The following is a 19,949-nucleotide window of genomic DNA, read 5'->3' as shown; positions in this document are numbered from 1 at the left end:
TCACCAGAATTTTACGATTTTATGAGTGTCTTATGATAAAATAGATGCTGCATTTAGTATTGTTAAAGCTTCTGTGTCACCTCCACTTTCAGAAACAGCAGCTAAAAATGATTTTAATGAGTGGTATGTAGAGTCTTTGCATAAAACTGAATAGTTTTATTTGATATAGGAGAAAGTGATGGTAATAGTCTTTGCAGGATTTTTAGTATTTTTATTTTGTATGTATTTTATTAAAAATCCTTATTTTACACTAAAAAATATTAAAATTAAACGCTCAAAATCTTTGTTAATTTTAGAGTTATTTTTAGGTGTGATAATTTTCTTATATATTATTTTTGCAGGATATTCTAGACTAGTGCGGTTTTTATTAGAAATGACATCTGTAGTTCTGTTTTTATTAGAAATGTGGCTAAGAGTTCCTGCTATTGAATCGGATTTTAGTTTGTCACCTGATGTGAAAGCAATGCTCAATAAAAAAGCTAAAAAAGATTTTTATTCTACATTGCCAATGCTATTTTTATTAACATGTATGTTTGTATTTAATTTCATAAAGATTTAAATAGATTTAATTGGAAAAGTGAAGATTAATAGGAACTACTATGAATACATATATTAATAAAATAAGAGATTTACTTATTGATTGTATGCCAAGACATTGGTATAAGTGTTATTTGTTTTTTGAATGTACAGAATCAGGTACGAGTTCTGCTTGTTATAATGTTAAGACTCCTTCTGGTTCTATTATTACTGACGGTGATTTGTTATATAATTGTAGTGATGAAAAAATAAAATCTATAAAAGCTGGAACTAGTGAGATTTTGACGTATGTACGATTACTACATGAAGCCTCTACAGAACAATGGACGTGGGGAACAATGTATATTTCACGTGATGATTATGAGCCACATTGTGAATTTCATAATGATCCTGTAACTGATGATTGTTGGCTCCAAAATAGATATAAGTGGGAGTATCAGAATTTTGGTGTTCTAGCTAGAGAAGATGAATTTGAGCCGGATGTATATAAAGAAATGCTAAAAGGTCCACGAGGTATTTTATTATTGGAAGATATGGAGTCTCGTGTATTAGCAAAAAATTATACTGCCATTGATAAGGCATTTAAGTTAAAGCATAAAAGCTTAGAATCGGAACTTGAAAAACATTATAATAAAGTGGCCAAAAGTATATACAAGTTAACGCCTCTAAATTGGTATCGTGCTAAATTATATTTTGATATGAATGTTGATAATCCTTCTGTAGAGCTTTTGGTTTATAAAACTGAAGATGATTCATGTATTATAAAGTATGTAGAAAATAATGATGAAGAGCCGGCTATTATTTCGGAGGTTATGTATGATTTAAAGAATGAAGTTTTAGCGATGATTGATACTTTTAAATTCTATAATCAAAATCCGTTCTCTGGATTAATATTTATATTAACAGCTAATGGTGAAGTATCTTTAGAGCTAACTTATGGAGATAAATGATTTAAAGTTCGTTGATGAAATTGATTGGATGAGCTTTCATGCAGATAGGAAAAAACTCAAAAAAATGGCTTGAGAGAATACTTCTTTCTTGTTTAATAGTAGTAGGTATTATTTTGGGCGGTTGGCTTTTCTTTGCTACAAACTTTATGCACCCATTTATCCACTATTTAGATCTGAGGGGAAGTATAATATATTACAAAGAGCCAACTAATATAATTGCTTCTAATGTTCTTGGTTTTGATGAAGTACGAGGGAAAATATATTATATAACTACAAATGGTATTGGTGTATATAATGAATTAAATAACGAACATGTATTTATATTACATAAAGAGCCACCTAATGAAATCAGAATAGATGACATTACTAATGTATATCCGGAATTTAGTCGATTCTCTGATGCGGAACAGGAGGTTTGGAAAAGTAAATTTTATGCTGACTTTAGGGAAAGAATTCCTATAGAGGAAGGCAATATAATTAGATTTCCATTCTTTTTCTCTTACGAAACCCGTGGAATTTATAATTTAGCTACAGGATCTAAATTATCGAAAATTGATACGTATAAAATTTCTAACAATATATTTTATAATGTTGATTTTGGTAGTATTACAAAGATAGATTTAGAAACAGGTACTGTATGGAAGTACTATTCCAATAACTTATTAAATTATAATTTTCTTAATGAGACGATTTCTAGTAAATCAAAAGAGTTTATTATTAATGAATTAATCAAAGAACGAAATCATGATAAACAATTGAAAGATAAAATTATAGCTATAGATCATTATAGTCAATTTAGTAAAGAGGATAAGGAGGTTATAGAAGAATTATTTGTTAAGTTAGTTACTGCACGAGATAATATGAGCTTAAAACCAGAACATAAAATGAGGTTAGAAAACTATTTAGAGTGATTAACTTTTCAATGTATTCATACTTAGTTGGGGAGGCTGGCTAAAGAATATATATTATTTATTACTATAAATAAAAAGGGTTAATGATAAACCAGTAAACCAAAAGCTAAAATAATATAGTGGGTATAGGTATAATTATGATTTATTTTAAAAATAAAAAAAGCTTAGATACATTTTTAATGGTCTTTATATTGGGTGCTGTTAAGGCATATAGACGAAATTATATTGACTTGACCATTCTAGAATATTACATATTTAGTATGTTAATTCGATTAATGTGTAGAAAAGCACATCTGTCTGATAAACTGTTAAATATAATTGGTGATGGGATGAGTTTAGAGGATGTTGATGAGTGGATGGCTCGTAGAATCCCTATACCAGCATTAAATGATACGTTAGATGATATTGAATGCAGTAGTTGGATTGCTTTAATAGAACGGGAGTTAGAGGGTAATACTTTATCTGAAGCGTTAAAAATTTCTACACATGATGAAAAGAAGTTCGGTATCTATTTCTTTACCGATTATGTAGAGGAGATATTTTGGGCGTTGTTTTTGTTAGGATTGTATGAAGTCTTACAAAAACCTGAATTCATTTCTGAATCAATCTTAAGTTGTATTAAACAGACCTATTTGTCTGAAATATATACGTGTGAACGTATTCAGAATGAAGATCTTCAAGCATGTATTTCCAATTTACAGGAGATAGCCGATACTAATATATCCGGGCAATTAAGTAAAGATTTAATTACTATGAAAGCAAAATTAGCATCATTACAGGTATTATTACCATTTTATGGTATGAGTTCTGACAAGTTAGAAACAGGCATTGATTTAAAAGCCACTAAAGGGATGTTTTGGCAGATCAAAGTTTCAGGGAAGTTTATAGACTTGGGATTATAGATTCTAGAAGATTTTTAAGTTGTATATATACTTATGATTATTATTTAAGAAAACTAAGCTAGAAGGCTTTTCAAAAGAGGCATTATATAACTTTAGAACAATGCTAATGAACTCAAACCATGGTGCTAAATACTAACAATAATCGCTGGTATTATTTAGGTTATGAACTAACATTTCTTGATTTAGATAAACATCGAATCATTACTAATGATGATGTAAGAGGAATAGAAGATCCTCCGATGAAATTTCTAATAATTAATGTGAGGATATATGGATAGATATATTAATAAAATAAGAGATTTACTTATTGATTGTATGCCTGAACATTGGTATAAGGCTTATTTATATTTTGAATGTACAGAATCAGGTACGAGTTCGGCTTGTTATTATGTAAAAACCCCGGCTGGTTCAATCATTAATTATGGAGATTTGCTATATAATTGCAGTGATGAAAAAGTAAAATCTATAAAAGCTGGGACTAGTAAGATTTTAACGTATGTACGTTTACTTCATGAAGCCTCTACAGAACAATGGACGTGGGGAACAATGTATATTTCACGCGATGACTATGAGCCACATTTTGAATTTCATAATGACCCTGTATCTGACGATTGCTGGCTCCAAAATAGATATAAGTGGGTATATAAAAACTTTGGTGTTTTGGAAAATGAAGATGAATTTGAGCTGGATGTATATAAAGAAATGCTAAAAGGTCCACGAGGTATTTTATTATTGGAAGATATGGAGTCTCGTGTATTAGCAAAAAATTATACTGCCATTGATAAGGCATTTAAGTTAAAGCATAAAAGCTTAGAATCGGAACTTGAAAAACATTATAATAAAGTGGCCAAAAGTATATACAAGTTAACGCCTCTAAATTGGTATCGTGCTAAATTATATTTTGATATGAATGTTGATAATCCTTCTGTAGAGCTTTTGGTTTATAAAACTGAAGATGATTCATGTATTATAAAGTATGTAGAAAATAATGATGAAGAGCCGGCTATTATTTCGGAGGTTATGTATGATTTAAAGAATGAAGTTTTAGCGATGATTGATACTTTTAAATTCTATAATCAAAATCCGTTCTCTGGATTAATATTTATATTAACAGCTAATGGTGAAGTATCTTTAGAGCTAACTTATGGAGATAAATGATTTAAAGTTCGTTGATGAAATTGATTAGATAAGCTTTTACGGACCTGTTCATTAGGTATTCGGAATCGATGGGTGGCAAACTATACTACAAAGAGTTAACTAATAGAGTTGACTCTGATATTAGTGATATTGATGAGATAAGAGGGAAAATTAGTGATGAAATTTAAAACAATTTATTCTGTTTTTTGGTACTTATTTTTAGGCTGCTCTTTTGTATGGCTAATTTGTGGATTATGCTACAATTTCTTCTATAATGATAAAGTTGAGCAGTCTAGAGTAGAATTGATACAAGCTTTAAATGCATATTTTCCTCGAGAACAATATTTGAATGCTAGCGAAGTATATGAGTCGAACAGAAGAACTCTTTTCTCAAAAGGTATGGCAAGAAATATAAGGAAAGATTCATTACATAAAGATATAGAATCAATAAAACCTATAAGTGGGAATTGGGAGTTAATTGACCAAGCTAAAACTCGTTATGTATATGAAAATGAATCGTATAGAGTATATGTATTAGAGGATCCAAGGAATGATGGATATATTGTAGTTTTAGCACGTAATAATTGGTTAGAAAGATTGCATTTATAATTTTATTTTAAATGGAGCTATATATGAAGATTGGTCTTTCATTATTTTTATTATGTATATATTGTCTATATTTTATTAGGAATCCTTATTTTGTATTAGACAAGGAACAAGTTAAACGTTCTAAATCTATGTTATATACGGAAATAGGAATAGGCTGTCTGGTTTTTATAATCATTAATATTCCTTATGATGGTGCTAATTTAATTCATCTTTTAGCTGTTATAGGCATATTGAGTTGGGTATTAGAATTGTGGTTGAGAATTTTGGCCATTAAGTCTGACTCTTCACTTACTTTAGAGAAAATGCCTATTCTATTGAAAAAAGCAAAAAGAGATTTTTATTCTGTAATACCTATAATAGTTATTTTTATGCTTATGATTCTTTTTAATGTGATAACTGATAATTTTAAATAATCTTAAATTGCAATATGAAACTGAATATAACTAAAATTAAGTATATTTTGATTGATTAGTGAAAGAGAGTTGTATGAATCAACTCTCTTTTGTTCTATAAAACATATATATACATAAAATATTGATTTTATGTTTTCTGAGAGATATAAACGAACTAATAAGTTAATAATTATTTAAAAGTAATATATAGGAGAGAGAATTATGAAAGTAGTATCAATCGCTGCCGGTTGTGTGGGCTTAGTTGGCGTTATGTGTGCAACGACAACTTTGGCAGCGGATGTACCTTCCTCATTTATACAACAAGAAGCGGCTCGAGCCGATGCTTCTTTGCGTCAACGCGCGGAGGCACCGATGGCAAGGGCCGCTTTGTCGCGTTCAGAATCAAGTTATGACAATTTAAATGGCGCACCTATGGATGCATTGCCACAAGAAGCAGTGTCATTTCCAATTGACCAGATTGTGATTACGTCATCAGAACCGGTCTTTAAGAAGTATAGGAACCGACTGAAAATATATAATCATAACAATATTGGGGCAGAGGGGATTGTTGTACTGCAAAAGCAATTACAAGAGCAAATTCTTGCCGATGGATATGTAACGAGTCAAGTGATAGTTCCGAATCAGGATTTACAATCTGGTACACTCACTTTTGAAATTTTACCGGGCTATGTGGAAGATATTGTTCTCACGAATCCAAAAGCTCGCACGAATTGGCGAAGTGCGTTTCCTGTTCGTCCCGGATATGTACTGCGTAGACAAGCATTAGAGCAAGGTATAGACCAGATGCGAAATGTACCGGGACAAGATGTAAAGCTTAGCATCGAGCCAGGTACAAAGCCACTTCACTCTATTGTGAAACTAACGGTAGAACAAAAAGGATTTGTACATGGGTCGTTGATTTTAGACAATGCGGGTTACGAATCGACAGGGAAATACCAAGGCACTATGTATGTATCATTTAGTCAGTTGGCAGGGCTTAATGATACTTTATCGGCTAGTATAACGAAGGATATTGGTCATCATGGTGATGGACATGGATCAAAGCAGTATGCCATAAATTATGCCGTACCTGATGGGAATCGAATGTATCGCTTATCCACCTATCAATATAGTTATCATCAATTGGTATTTATGCCAGAAGCATTCCGTTCTTCTGGGAATACTCGGGGGATTGAGTTTTCTGTAGAGCAGGTTTTGAATCGGACGAGTCGCTCCAAGACCGCTGCTGTCGCTAAGGTGATTCATAAAACACGCCATAGTTACATTGATGATATAGAAATTGGTGTACAAGAGCAACATACCACAGCATTGGAACTAGGATTATCCCATCGTCAGTATAGTGGGAATACTATGTCTGATGTATATCTCTTTTATCGTCAAGGCATACGAGGCCTAGGTGCTACAGTACGTAGTTGGGAAGGATTGGCAGATAATCCGACTACGTTATATAAAATGGCGGGACTTGAAGGTGAAATTCAAAGCGGTGTACGAATAGGTCATAAACAAGGTGTGTATACGATGCGTTTTAGAAGTCAGTTTACCAATCAACGATTGTTTGGAACTGATCAATTTAGTATCGGTGGACGCTATTCCGTACGTGGCTTCAGTGGGGAAGAAACATTACGTGGTGACTCCGGTTACTACATTCAAAATGAATGGGCCTTACCATTTAGACGACAACGAATAACTCCGTATATAGGTATAGATATAGGTCATGTATGGGGGCCGTCCACAGCGACACAAATTGGTAATACCTTAGTAGGTGGGGTTATCGGTGTTCGTGGGAATATCGGTGATGCATTTCGCTATGATGTGTCATTAGGCACTCCACTTAAAAAGCCGGACGGTTTTACTACTGATACAAGTGTATGGGCTTTCAGATCCAGTTATCAGTTTTAATTAAAAATGTGTGTTATTAAATGAGAGGGTATAAGGAAAGAATAATGAAAATTAAACAGTATACAGCAACCGCATTGTGTGCAGCCCTATTAGTGACAAATTCTGGACCGTGGATTCCGCTAGCAGTGGCACAATCTATTGTACCGAATCAAGGAAAAATGGGTCCAACTATGGATGAAGCCCCTAATGGAACGCCCATTGTCAATATTAATAAACCGAATGCTAATGGGTTATCTCACAATCAATATGATATGTTTAATGTAGATGACAAAGGGGTTATTCTAAATAACTCAAGGAGACCTGTATCTACAGAACTAGCTGGCTATGTGATGGGGAATCCTAACTTGAGAGGTGCTGCAGCTAAGACGATTTTAAATGAAGTAACTGGAACGGGTGCGACTGCTATGAATGGTGCCTTAGAGGTAGCAGGCCGTAAGGCATATGTTATCATTGCTAACCCAAATGGGATTGCTGTTAATAATGGGACATTTATTAATACTAGTGCGGCTACTCTGACAACAGGAAACCCTATTATTACAGACGGAACTATTGCTGGATATGATGTAAAGCAAGGTACTGTGAAGGTATCTGGACAAGGTCTCGATGCATCGCGTACATCTCGTACAGATATTTTGGCTGAAGCGGTACAGCTCAACGGCAAGGTATGGTCTGATGAAAGCCATGTGGTAACCGGTAAAAATACAGTATCTGTCGATGGTAGTGGTAAGGTAACTAATGTTACGAAGACCAGTAACTCAGAACAGGTAGGTCTTGACGTTTCTCAAATCGGTGGTATGTATGCGAATAGCATGTACTTAGTAGGAACCAATGATGGTTTTGGCGTGAATAATAAAGGGATTCTTTCTGCACAAAATCATATTTCTGTAGACAGTACCGGCAAGGTACAAAATAGTGGCACTGTGGTGGCGCCGGATATAAGCATTAGTGCAAAAGGCTTTACACAAGTCGGTAAGGCTAAATTCTATGCTGATTCGGCACGTATTTCAGCAGATGCTTTCACACAAACCGGTAATGCTGTTACGAAAGATGCACCGGTACTCATCGTGCGTAATAATTTAGCGGTGTCTACCAATACAATAAAAAATACAAATGGTAGTGTGCTGAAGTCTGAGGGTGTGTTACAACTAGGAAAGACGATAGATTATAACGGCGCTATAGCCGGCAAGATGGATGCGTTGACTAATGTGGCGGCTACTATCGAGGCTGGTCAGCAGGGAGTGATTCTTGCCAAATCCATTGCTAATAAAAATGGTGGAGTTACCGTGAAACGAGCTGCCACAGGGACTACTGAGCATGTAAAAAATGAAGTGGCACCAGCAGGTAGTATCAAGCGGTACCAGCTTTCTGAGGAACGCATTTATGGGCACGATGATCCGATTCCACAAGATAAGGTTGTAGTTCACTCTTCTGAAAATTTACAATTGTCTATTAATGGAGAGCATCATGATAGCTGGACGAAATATGAATATGATCGTACACGAGTAAAAGAAGTAGTAGATACCTCTAAACCGGGACGTATTATTTCTGGCGGTAATTTACAGATTGAAGCGGATGTTGAGACTAATGATGCCAGTCAAATTAGTGCAGCAGGGGCACTGGCAGGTAAAATCGGCCATTATGAAGCGCTTAATCCGAAAGGAAATGAATATATTAGTGAGAATGGGACTGCTACTGGTTATAGTCGCCATAAACATCATGGATGGGATTCCACAAATATTCGTGAGGCGGAGTATCATAATGATGTAGTACAACCGATAGATATACCGGTAACTGTTTATGGTAGCAATATAGCAAACAGCACAACAGGTGCTACGGTAGATACGTCGGTATTGACGTCTATGAGTCAGTTATCCACTAATCCGAATACAACATATGCGATGGAAACTGACCCAAACTTTACCAATCGAAGAAGCTTCTTATCCTCTGATTATGTCATCAATCGTTTACAACTCAACCCTATGCGTACACAAAAACGATTAGGAGATGGTTACTATGAACAACAATTGGTGATGCAGGCTATTCTACGTCAGACAGGAAAAAGTAGACTACAAGCGGGATTAACAGAGGAGGAGCAGTATCGTAAGTTGATGGATGCAGGCCTCACTATAATGAAGTCTAAGTCCATGGTACTTGGACAAGGATTAACTGAGTCGGAGCAACAGCAATTGACGGAAGATGTGGTAATGCTTGTTAGCCAACCGGTAGTATTGCCGAATGGTAAGACTGAAACCTTACTCGTACCAACATTATATTTGGCGCCGACCACACAACGTGTTGAGGGGGCTGCGAATATGCAGGCTCAGTCAATTAACTTGCAAGTAGGTACGATGCATAATCGCGGTAGCATAGTGGCCGATGATGCGATAACCGTACATGGCAATACGATACACAATGATAACGGACTGATTAAAGGTCGCACAACAACAGTGGTGGCGGATACCGATGTTCGTAATACACAAGGCACGATAGAAGGCCGTGACCGTACAACTGTATATGCTAAGAATGATGTGATAAATGAGGGCGGTACGATTAAGCAAACCGATGACAAAGGAAAACTTGTCGTGGCGGCGGATCGTGATGTTATCAATAACGGCGTCAAGTATGAAGCTAGCAATAATCAGGTTGTATGGAACAGTGCCAATAGCCGCCGTGAGATTGTAACCGCTATAGATCAAGGTCAAATTACGGCGAAAGGTGATGCTGTAGTTACAGCAGGTCGTGATGTTGCTATGCAGGGTGGTAAAGTGACTTCCGATAAAGATGTTACTCTAGTAGCTGGACGTCAGGTAAATATGCAGTCTATGACAGCGAATCATGAATTAGAGGAACATCGCTATGACAAAGGAAAATCCGGTGGTGGTCATTCTCAGACTACAGAAACACATGATTTAGTTAATGAAGTAACCACTGTAGGCAGCAGTGTGGAAGGTAACAATGTAACTGTGGCTGCTAATGATGATGTAGCACTTAGTGGTAGTGAAATTTTGGCAGCTGATAAGGCTCAGGTGGAAGGTAAGAATGTAAAACTTGATACCGCAGCGGCTACAAGTACTGCCAATCATGTGTATAAGGACAAGAAGAAGAGTTTAGTTAAACGGGAACGTACGGATGCAACCGGTGTAGCACAAGTGACGGCTGTAACAGGTTCTGTTGTGAGTGGCAAAGACGTTGCGGTTAAATCTGGTCATGATGTGACGGGGAAATCTGCTAAACTAATGGGTGAACAAGGCATTCGAGTGACGGCAAATGGAAAAGTTGAACTCGGTGCGGATAAGAATGTAACAAAAGAGGCGAGTACATATCGTCATAAGACTTCAGGTTTAATGGGAAGTGGTATCGGATTTACTATTGGTACAGAAAAACGAAATATAGATGACACCAATCGTGAAGAGAAAACTGTACGTAATACTATTGCTAGTACAAAGGGCCGTGTAAACATTACGGCTAATGATACGGTACATCTTACTAGTGCTGATGTATTGAGTAAAACCGGTACAATGATTGAGGGAGCTGCAGTAACCCTTGATGGTAATACTGATACGCAGCATATGACACATGATGTTCGCTATAAAAAGTCCGGTTTAACAGTAGCATTAGGTGGCGCTTTAGCTGATAGTATAACGAATGCAACGCGAACTATTAAACAAGCTGGTGGCCGTGATGACAAACGTTTAGCAGCACTTGAACTTAATGAAGCTCGTAAACAGTTACAAGATGGATATGAAGCTGTAGATAGTGCTTTACATGGAGCTAAAATACGAGATGCAGTGACTGGTAAAGTTGAAAAAGTAGATGGCAAAGCTAAACGAGGTCCAAAGAATATTGATAATGCTATTAATTTATCTGTATCAATTGGTAGCACATTACAGAAACAAGGTCAAACTGTAGATACCGCAACTTATAAGGGCGGCGCTGTTATTAGTGACGGCGATGTTCGTATAACGGCTCGTGATACTAAGAAAAATGGTATTACCCTTACTGGTGAAAGCGTATCTGCTCAATCTATTAGTTTGGCTAGCGCTAGCGATATTAATCTTGAGGCTGGTAAGAATACAGTAGATGTGAAAAATGACTATAAGAGTTCTGGCTGGAGTGCAGGCGCGAGTATTAGTTTAACTGGTGGTGGACTTCTCGATATTAGTGCGAGTGCTCATATGGCACGACAAAATGGAGATACCCATCAAGAAAGTTATGTGCCAACAAAAATTAAAGCTGCTAAATTAGCTCAACTTAAGGCTAAACGAGATACGAATATTATTGGCTCTACTGTAGCGGGTAAAAAAGTAGAAGTAGATACAGGTCGTGATTTACATATTCAAAGTTTGCAAGATGTAGATAACTTTAAAGAACATAGTAAGTCCGCTGGATTCTCTGTATCCTCGAAACCTAATTTCAAGGATCCAACTGGTAGCATAAATGCTAGCGTAGGAAGAATCGATAGCAAATGGAAAAGCGTAACTCAACAAGCTGGTATTCTTGCTGGAGAAGAAGGCTATGACATTAATGTAGGTAACAGTACTACATTAGAAGGTGCTCTAATTAAAAGTAACGCTCCGAAAACTAAGAATAAACTGACTACAAAATCTCTAGAGATGAAAGATATCCAAAACGAAGCTGAGTATACATATAGCAACAATGGTATTGGCTATAACTACTATGGTAGTAAAAAGAAACTCGAAGAGATGAAGACCAACGATAAAAAAGGCTATGATAAGATTTATAACAATATCGGTCTAATTCCAAATCTAGGTGTTGGCTCCAAAGGTAAAGCAAGTTCGACTACTCACTCTGCTATTTCGGATGGTATACTTACAGTAGATGGTAAAGAGATTGATACTAAAACCATCAATACGAATACAGAAAATACATTACATCAATTAGATAAGATTTTCGATAAAAAGAAAATTGAAGAACGACAAGAATTAGCTCGTCTATTCTCTAAAAATGCATTTGAACAATTACATAATTGGCAACCAACGACTAAGGATGGTAAAGTCGCTAAGTCAATTGCGCATGGTATCATTGGCGAGTTATCTGCACGTATGGCGGGTAATGCACCAGGTAGCGGATTTAAGGCTACTATGACTAATGAGATGCTAATTAGCGAAATTAATAAAGTGGCTAAACATGATCCAGCTGTAGCACAATGGTTGAGTGCTGCCGTAGGCGGAGTTGTTAATAAAGTAGGTGGAAAATCAAGTAATAGTGGTGCTGCAGCTGCATCTTATGCTACAAAGTGGAATGAAAATCAACAATATTCTGGATATGATAAAATGGATCATTTTACACCTGAAATGTTTGAAAAAGATAAACTTGATACTATTATTAACACTCACAAACGAGAGATAGAGGCGTTCGCTATAAATGAAGCACGATATCTAAGAAGTCAAGGTAAGCATATAATTGATAATTCATTTGATTATATGTCTGTTCAAGGTGAGGTCGCATTTGGTGTAAAAGCTTTTGCAGGTGGTTATATTATAGATAGACATGGTAATGTTTATGGAACTTTTGCAGCTGGACCTGGAGTATCTTTGGGGGTGCCAGCGGCGGTTAGTTTTGGAGTAATAAAAAATAAAGATTATATTAAATCTATTCCAGGATACTTTGGTACTATTACTGCTCGAGGTGGTGTTGGTGGAACTATAGGTGTCAGTGGTGGCGGTGCAGTTACTGAGGTGACTATTTCCCCATCTGTTTCGTTATCAGCTTCTGCTGGATATATCTGGTATATAGGTAACATAGAGGATATTTAGCGATGAAATTTAAAACAATTTATTCTATTGTTTGGTACATATTTATAGGCTGTTTTTTCGTATGGCTAATTTGTGGATTAGGCTATAGGTTTTTATTTAATGATACTGTTGAGCAGTCTAGAATGGAACTGACACAAGCTTTAAATGCAGCTTTTCCGCGAGAACACTATATAATTGATGGAGATGTATATGATCCGAACAGAAGAAATCTATTATCTATAGGTGTATCAATAAGTATAAAGAAAGATTCACTACATAGAGATATAAAATCAATAAAGCCCTTAAGTGGGGAATGGATTTTAGTTAACCAAACTAAGTCTCTTTATGTATATGAAAATGAATCATATAGAGTATATGTAACAAAGAATTCAGAGAATGATGGATATCTTGTACTGTTAGCACGTAACAATTGGCTAGAAAAGTTGCATTTATAATTAATTGCTTTCGTTCTAATATGTTCTTTTGTGGTTGAATATAGAATAATAACAATTAAATTATTTATAACAACTAGTGAAAGCTGTTGTACTAAGGAGCTGTTTTATACGGCTCCTTTTTATTATTTTATCTATATCAAATAATTCCTATTAAAATCACCAGATTTCTACGTTTTTATGAGTGTTTTATGATAAAATAAAAGGTATGAATACTTCAACAACTAGGTCTATTACCTATAATGGCGACACAATTGAATATGAGTTAACCATCAAGCGTGTGAAGAACATGAACATGCGGATTACCAAGGATGGTGTGATCCATGTGTCGGCGAATGCGTATGTGCCGGATTATAGGGTGGACAAGTTTGTCATCGAGAATATGCCCTTTATTGAGCGGGCTCGTTACAAGATTGATGCATTGAATGCCAAACGTGTTGAGGCGTTGCAGTATGTGAATGGTGAAAGCTTATCCATCCTCGGCATTCCAGTTACCTTGCACCTAGTTGAGCAGGATGGAAAGCCTCACATCGGCTTTGACGGAAAAGCCATTCTTACCATGGTTATACCTCGAGGTACGACCTTTGAAGCGAAGCATAAATTAATGCAAAGTTATTGGCGTAATTTAGGGGAGAAGGTCTTTGTCCATTGGGCAAAGGTCGTGTATCAGCGCTTTCACAAGCAAGGTATTGATGTGCCTATGCCAACCATAAAACAGCAGCGCATGAAGAGTCGTTGGGGTTCTTGTACGCCTACAAAGCAGCTCATCAAGATGAACACCCGCTTATTAGAGGGACCACAGGCGTATATTGAGTACGTTATGGTTCATGAGTTTGCTCATTTTAAATATTTAGACCATTCCAAGATCTTTCACAATCTAGTGGCACAGTTTTTGCCAGATTGGAAGGCCCGCAAGAAGTCATTGAACATGTATTTTGCTCATCGCCCTTAAAGGAGGTGTACCATGCAGCCATTTGTACATTTACATAGTCATACAGAGTTTAGTTTGCTAGACGGCATCAGTCGTTTGCCTGACATGGTACGTCGTGCGAAGGAGTTAAATCAGCCGGCCCTTGCCATTACAGATCATGGCAATATGTACGCAGCCATTTATTTCTACAAAGAATGTATGGCGCAAGGCGTTAAGCCTATCATCGGTTGTGAAGTATATGTAACGGAAAACAATCGATTTGATCGTCCCGAAGGTCGTAGCCGTGAAAGACTAAAACATCTTATCCTTTTGGCTGAGACCATGGAAGGGTATCGTAATCTCGTTAAAATCGTGTCGAAAGCATCTACGGAAGGAATGCTGTATCGCCCACGTGCAGACCGAGATTTGTTGCGTCAATACAGCAAGGGAATTATCGCTCTCAGTGCTTGTATTCAAGGGGAAATCCCTCAATATATTCTGCAAGACAATATGGAAGGCGCTAAACGATCCATCGAATGGTATATCGAGACATACGGCAAGGATAATTTCTTCTTAGAAATTCAAAACCATGGCTTGCCAGAGGAAGCAAAGGCGCAAGAGGAGCTCATTAAATTGAGCAAGGAATACGGTCTTGGCATCGTAGCGTCTAATGATTTCCATTATGTTTTAAAAGAGGATGCAGACGCTCAGGATATTAAGGTTTGTATTTCTACAGGCCGCCGCCGTGCCGAAGTGGACCGCTTAAAGTTCCCTAATGATGAGTTCTATTTGAAATCTGGGGATGAGATGGCGCAGTTGTTCTCTCATATTCCTGGGGCCATCGAAAACACCTTAAAAATTGCAGACCGCTGTAATGTAGAATTCAATTTTGACGAACATCACTTGCCGCACTTTGATGTGCCAGAAGGGGAAACCTCTAAAACGTATTTGCGTAAGGTTTGTGAACGAGAAATTCCTCGCCTCTATGGTGAAACGTCTGAAGAATTACAAAAACGTCTCGACTACGAGTTAGATGTTATCGGCACCATGGGCTTTGAGGACTACTTCCTCATCGTATGGGATTATGTGCGCTATGCCCGTGAGCATGATATCTTAGTAGGCCCTGGCCGTGGTTCTGCGGCAGGTTCTGTAGTAGCCTATCTATTAGGCATTACAGGCTTAGATCCATTAAAATATGATTTGCTTTTTGAACGGTTTTTAAATCCAGAACGGGTAAGCATGCCTGATATCGATATTGACTTCTGCTATGAAAAGCGTGGTCAGGCTATCGAATATGTAACGCGAAAATACGGACAGGAGCGTGTATCCCAGATTATTACGTTCGGTACAGAGGCAGCGCGTGCCGTGATTCGTGACGTAGGTCGCGTGCTAGACTTACCACTGGCCGAAGTGAACCGCATCGCTAAGATGATTCCTAACGAACTGGGAATTACCTTAGATAAGGCTTTACAAGGCAAAGAGTTAAAAGCTTTATACGAAGCTGATCCAAACGTTAAAGAATTATTTGATTTTGGTAAAAAGCTGGAAGGCATAGCGCGAAATTCGTCCACGCATGCGGCGGGCGTCGTAATTTCTGCGGACCCTCTCGATGACCATGTACCCGTACAAAATGCCAACGATGAAGGCTTTGTAACGCAGTACGATAAGGATAATATCGAGGAGTTAGGCCTCTTAAAGATGGACTTCTTGGGCCTCCGTACCTTGACGGTTATGGGGGATGCCTTAAAGCTCATCAAGGCGAACCGTGGTATTGACCTAGACTTAGATGCCATTCCGCTTGATGATGCGGCGGCTTGTGAGCTTCTCACCAAGGGTGATACGTCTGGTGTATTCCAGCTTGAGTCGGAAGGTATCACTAAGCTCGTTATGGACCTTAAGCCTGAGCATTTTGAAGATTTAATTCCATTGGTAGCCTTGTATCGTCCAGGCCCACTAGGCTCTGGGATGGTGGCGGACTTTATTGACCGCCGTCACGGTAAAAAAGAGGTTACCTACTTACATCCAATTTTGGAACCTATCTTGAAAGATACCTTCGGGGTAATCTTATACCAAGAACAGGTTATGCAGATTGCCTCCGCCATGGGTGGCTTCTCCCTTGGTCAAGCGGACTTGATGCGCCGTGCCATGGGCAAGAAAAAGGAATCTGTTCTAAAGGCGCAACGGGAGTCCTTTATTCAAGGCTCTGTAGCAAACGGTATTACTGAATCCGTTGCGAATGAAGTATTCGACTTGCTCGTATACTTCGCTGGCTACGGCTTTAATAAATCACATAGTGCGGCGTATGCGTACATTGCGTACCAAACGGCGTACTTAAAAGCCCATTATTTCCCGGAATTCATGGCGGCTACCATGACGAGCTTCATGCAGAACATGCAAAAGTTAACGTATTACATTAACTCTTGCAAGAAGCATAATGTTAAGGTTCTAGGCCCAGATATTAACTATTCTGAGCGCAGCTTTGCCGTACAAGACGACGCCATTCGCTTTGGTCTTGGTGGTATCAAGAACGTAGGGGACAATGCTATCGATCGCTTGATTCGCGAGCGCAATGAGCATGGTCTCTATACGGATATCGTAGACTTTTGCAAACGGGTAGATAATCGAGTTGTGAATAAACGACTTCTTGAAAGTCTCATCCGTTGCGGTGCCATGGATGGCTTCCAGGAAAACCGGAATCAGTTGCTACACATGTATGAAAGCGCCCAAGCCGTTGGTGCTAAAGAGCAAAAAGATGCCGCTATGGGCACTATGAGTCTCTTTGGTGATATGGAAGAGGCGGTAGAGTTTATTCCTGTTCCTACTGTAGAGGATTTATCGGAAGACGATAAATTAAAGGATGAAAAGGAATATACCGGCTTTTACATTACAGGCCATCCATTGCAAGGCTATGCGAAGGAGCTAGAGGGCCTCTTTGAACTGGGCGCTCTCGTAGAAAATCCAGAGCAATACGATGGTCAAACCATTACCTTTGGTGGCCTTATCGAAAATAAATCGGATCGCATGACAAAGCGCAATGAGGTTATGTCCATTCTTCGCATCGAGGATTATTCTGGTGTGGCTAACGTAGTGGCATTCCCTAAGGTCTTTAGTCAAAGCCAGCAATTCCTTGCGGTCGATATGATTGTTAAGGTAAAAGGTCGGGTTGATGCGGATGAAAAGGGCGTGCAAATCATTGCAGACCGTATTACTCCATTAAAGGTAAACTATAATCAGGCAAAACAGGTGGCAATCCATATTTATAGTCAATATGATACACCGGAAAATAGTGAAGCCTTAAAATGTGTGCTAGTAAATACAGCAGGTTCCGTGCCAACATCGTTATATTTACACCGTCAACGGAAACGCATTAATTTACCACCGAATATGTGCTTTGATCCTAGTGACGAATCCATCAAGGCTATTGAATCTATTCTAGGCGCGGGCTCCGTAGAGGTACAGTAAACATATAATGTTAACGCAAGTATGTGCGACATGTAATGAGCATATATAGGTGCAACATGTAATAAGCATATACTTGATACAATAAGTATATAAATGGTGTAGAGAAACATATGTTGCGTGAGGCACAGATAGCTTTCACCAACATTGATATAATAAGAAATGAACTATCCTATCTAGGGATTGCTTTCATAGGAGGGATTATGAAACGTACAAAAATTGTATGTACTGTAGGTCCAGGAACGGATAAATTTGGCATCTTAGAAGATATGATGCGGGCTGGCATGAACGTAGCTCGTTTTAACTTCTCTCACGGATCCCATGAAGAGCAAGCGGAACGCATGCAAATGGTGCGCGATGCGGCGATGATTGTGAATAAACCAATCGCATTATTGCTCGACACAAAAGGTCCTGAGGTTCGTCTTGGTCTATTTAAAGAGGGCAAGGTATTCCTCGAAGCAGGTCAACAATTTACGTTGACTACAGATGACGTGGAAGGTACAAAAGAGCTTAGCTCCGTGAACTACAAAGGTCTTACAGGCGATGTGTCCGTAGGGGATAAAGTCCTCTTGGCTGATGGGCTTGTAACACTTATTATCGATGCTATCGAAGGTAATAATATCGTTACAACTGTTCAAAACAGCGGGGAAATCGGTAACCGCAAGCGCGTAGCCGTACCAGGCGTAGCCCTAAGTTTGCCACCCGTATCTGAACAGGATGAAGCAGACTTGCGCTTTGGTTGTCAACAAGGGGTAGACTTTGTGGCCGCATCCTTTATGCAACGTGGCAAAGACATTGTGGCTATTCGTCGCATTCTTGAGTCTGAGAAAAAAGACATCAAGATTATCGCGAAAATTGAAAATGCAGAGGGCGTTAAAAATATCGATGAAATCTTGGAAGTTGCGGATGGACTCATGGTTGCTCGTGGCGATCTCGGCGTAGAAATTCCTGCAGAAGAGGTGCCAGTACTTCAAAAGATGATGATTGAAAAATGTAATGACTTGGGGAAACCCGTTATTACGGCGACACAAATGCTCGAGTCTATGATTCAAAACCCACGTCCAACACGGGCGGAAGCAAGTGACGTAGCCAACGCCATTTTGGATGGTACCGATGCGATTATGTTATCTGGCGAAACAGCCAATGGTTCCTATCCTGTAGAAGCTGTTGCAACCATGACTCGTATTGCAGAGGTAACGGAGAAGGCTGCAATTTATGATAGTTATAGTCGCGCTCGTGAGGATGAAGAAATGACTACCACAAGCGCTGTATGCTTGGCTAGCGTGCGCGTAGCTCAAAACCTCGGGGCCGCAGCTATTTTGACATGTACTGAATCTGGTCACACCGCACTTAGTGTGGCTCGGCATCGTCCAGATTGTAAAATCATCGCTGTTACACCTCATGAGGAAACTATCCGTCGCATGCAATTATGCTGGGGTGTAGAGGCTATCAAGGGACATGAAATCATCAACTCCGATGAAATGGTTAAACAAGCTATTACCGGTGCTCTCGGGACTGGCGCCATCGAGTCTGGTGACCTCGTAGTTGTTACCGCTGGGGTACCATCTGGTGCCACAGGCACGACCAATATGATTCGCGTTCACATTGCAGGTCGAGTGCTCTTGTCTGGTAATGGTATTTTACGCAAATCTGTTACAGGTAATGTGTACATTGCGGCTAATCATAAGGGTAATTATGAAAGCTTCAAGGACGGCGACATCCTCGTGGTAGGTACAATGGAGCCTGAATTGATGGCCGTTGCTAAACGTGCTGGCGGTATTATCGCAGTGGAAGATGGTTATACATCGGACAGTGCTATTGCGGGCATTACGTATGGTATTCCTGTTATCTTAGGCGCTAAAAATGCCCATGAAGTGCTCCTCGAAGGTCAAGAAGTGACTATCGATGGAGAACGTGGGAAGGTGTTTGCCGGCATTGCCAATGCAAGATAAAAAGAGAGAGGGAATTTATAATATGGAGCTTACATCAATACTCACGAATTTCTTGATTTGAG

13 protein-coding genes are annotated in these 19,949 nt (G+C 38.4%); all 13 read left to right on the top strand.

Translation table 11 applies throughout. The annotated features are described in order from the left end of the window. Window positions 1-178 precede the first annotated feature (178 nt). Window positions 179-559 (top strand): hypothetical protein, encoded by a 381-nt coding sequence (locus Q0507_RS06920; protein WP_298714305.1) that lies wholly within the window; start codon window positions 179-181, stop codon window positions 557-559. 40 nt (window positions 560-599) lie between these two features. Next, a complete protein-coding gene (locus Q0507_RS06915) occupies window positions 600-1,487 on the top strand; it encodes an immunity protein YezG family protein (RefSeq protein ID WP_298714302.1) in 888 nt (295 codons plus the stop codon). A 38-nt stretch (window positions 1,488-1,525) separates the two neighbouring features. Next, window positions 1,526-2,398 carry a hypothetical protein gene (locus tag Q0507_RS06910; protein WP_298714299.1) on the top strand — a complete coding sequence of 291 codons (873 nt, stop codon included), beginning with the start codon at window positions 1,526-1,528 and terminating at the stop codon, window positions 2,396-2,398. A 137-nt stretch (window positions 2,399-2,535) separates the two neighbouring features. Further along, window positions 2,536-3,300: a DUF3969 domain-containing protein gene (locus Q0507_RS06905; RefSeq protein WP_298714297.1), complete on the top strand. Its 765-nt coding sequence runs from the start codon at window positions 2,536-2,538 to the stop codon at window positions 3,298-3,300. 270 nt (window positions 3,301-3,570) lie between these two features. After that, window positions 3,571-4,458 carry an immunity protein YezG family protein gene (locus Q0507_RS06900; protein WP_298714294.1) on the top strand — a complete coding sequence of 296 codons (888 nt, stop codon included), beginning with the start codon at window positions 3,571-3,573 and terminating at the stop codon, window positions 4,456-4,458. Window positions 4,459-4,614: 156 nt separating this feature from the next. Then, complete coding sequence (locus Q0507_RS06895) at window positions 4,615-5,046, top strand: hypothetical protein (RefSeq protein ID WP_287540897.1); 432 nt, start codon at window positions 4,615-4,617, stop codon at window positions 5,044-5,046. Between the two features lie 23 nt (window positions 5,047-5,069). Continuing rightward, window positions 5,070-5,459, top strand: a complete 390-nt coding sequence (locus Q0507_RS06890; RefSeq protein WP_298714291.1) for a hypothetical protein — start codon at window positions 5,070-5,072, stop codon at window positions 5,457-5,459. A gap of 201 nt (window positions 5,460-5,660) precedes the next feature. Further along, window positions 5,661-7,358 carry a ShlB/FhaC/HecB family hemolysin secretion/activation protein gene (locus Q0507_RS06885; protein WP_298714288.1) on the top strand — a complete coding sequence of 566 codons (1,698 nt, stop codon included), beginning with the start codon at window positions 5,661-5,663 and terminating at the stop codon, window positions 7,356-7,358. 44 nt (window positions 7,359-7,402) lie between these two features. Then, window positions 7,403-13,135 (top strand): hemagglutinin repeat-containing protein, encoded by a 5,733-nt coding sequence (locus tag Q0507_RS06880; protein WP_298714285.1) that lies wholly within the window; start codon window positions 7,403-7,405, stop codon window positions 13,133-13,135. Between the two features lie 2 nt (window positions 13,136-13,137). Beyond that, on the top strand, window positions 13,138-13,569 hold the full coding sequence (locus Q0507_RS06875) for a hypothetical protein (RefSeq protein ID WP_298714283.1): 432 nt from the start codon (window positions 13,138-13,140) through the stop codon (window positions 13,567-13,569). Between the two features lie 181 nt (window positions 13,570-13,750). Next, window positions 13,751-14,518 (top strand): M48 family metallopeptidase, encoded by a 768-nt coding sequence (locus Q0507_RS06870; protein WP_367268457.1) that lies wholly within the window; start codon window positions 13,751-13,753, stop codon window positions 14,516-14,518. A 12-nt stretch (window positions 14,519-14,530) separates the two neighbouring features. After that, window positions 14,531-17,938: a DNA polymerase III subunit alpha gene (locus tag Q0507_RS06865; protein WP_298714277.1), complete on the top strand. Its 3,408-nt coding sequence runs from the start codon at window positions 14,531-14,533 to the stop codon at window positions 17,936-17,938. A gap of 200 nt (window positions 17,939-18,138) precedes the next feature. Beyond that, window positions 18,139-19,887 (top strand): pyruvate kinase, encoded by a 1,749-nt coding sequence (gene pyk, locus Q0507_RS06860; RefSeq protein ID WP_298714274.1) that lies wholly within the window; start codon window positions 18,139-18,141, stop codon window positions 19,885-19,887. The last annotated feature ends 62 nt before the right edge of the window (window positions 19,888-19,949 follow it).

Source organism: uncultured Veillonella sp., assembly GCF_938010505.1.
Taxonomy (GTDB): Bacteria; Bacillota; Negativicutes; order Veillonellales; family Veillonellaceae; genus Veillonella.
The sequence above is the reverse complement of the archived record's forward strand: the minus strand, read 5'-3'. Positions and strand labels throughout refer to the sequence as shown.

Bases quoted from the DNA above. Each gene is read 5' to 3' on its own strand.
- Q0507_RS06915 (WP_298714302.1), top strand. From the start codon at position 600: ATGAATACATATATTAATAAAATAAGAGATTTACTTATTGATTGTATG.
- Q0507_RS06905 (WP_298714297.1), top strand. From the start codon at position 2,536: ATGATTTATTTTAAAAATAAAAAAAGCTTAGATACATTTTTAATGGTC.
- Q0507_RS06895 (WP_287540897.1), top strand. From the start codon at position 4,615: ATGAAATTTAAAACAATTTATTCTGTTTTTTGGTACTTATTTTTAGGC.
- Q0507_RS06885 (WP_298714288.1), top strand. From the start codon at position 5,661: ATGAAAGTAGTATCAATCGCTGCCGGTTGTGTGGGCTTAGTTGGCGTT.
- pyk (WP_298714274.1), top strand. From the start codon at position 18,139: ATGAAACGTACAAAAATTGTATGTACTGTAGGTCCAGGAACGGATAAA.
- Q0507_RS06875 (WP_298714283.1), top strand. From the start codon at position 13,138: ATGAAATTTAAAACAATTTATTCTATTGTTTGGTACATATTTATAGGC.
- Q0507_RS06880 (WP_298714285.1), top strand. From the start codon at position 7,403: ATGAAAATTAAACAGTATACAGCAACCGCATTGTGTGCAGCCCTATTA.
- Q0507_RS06890 (WP_298714291.1), top strand. From the start codon at position 5,070: ATGAAGATTGGTCTTTCATTATTTTTATTATGTATATATTGTCTATAT.
- Q0507_RS06900 (WP_298714294.1), top strand. From the start codon at position 3,571: ATGGATAGATATATTAATAAAATAAGAGATTTACTTATTGATTGTATG.
- Q0507_RS06910 (WP_298714299.1), top strand. From the start codon at position 1,526: ATGCAGATAGGAAAAAACTCAAAAAAATGGCTTGAGAGAATACTTCTT.
- Q0507_RS06865 (WP_298714277.1), top strand. From the start codon at position 14,531: ATGCAGCCATTTGTACATTTACATAGTCATACAGAGTTTAGTTTGCTA.
- Q0507_RS06920 (WP_298714305.1), top strand. From the start codon at position 179: ATGGTAATAGTCTTTGCAGGATTTTTAGTATTTTTATTTTGTATGTAT.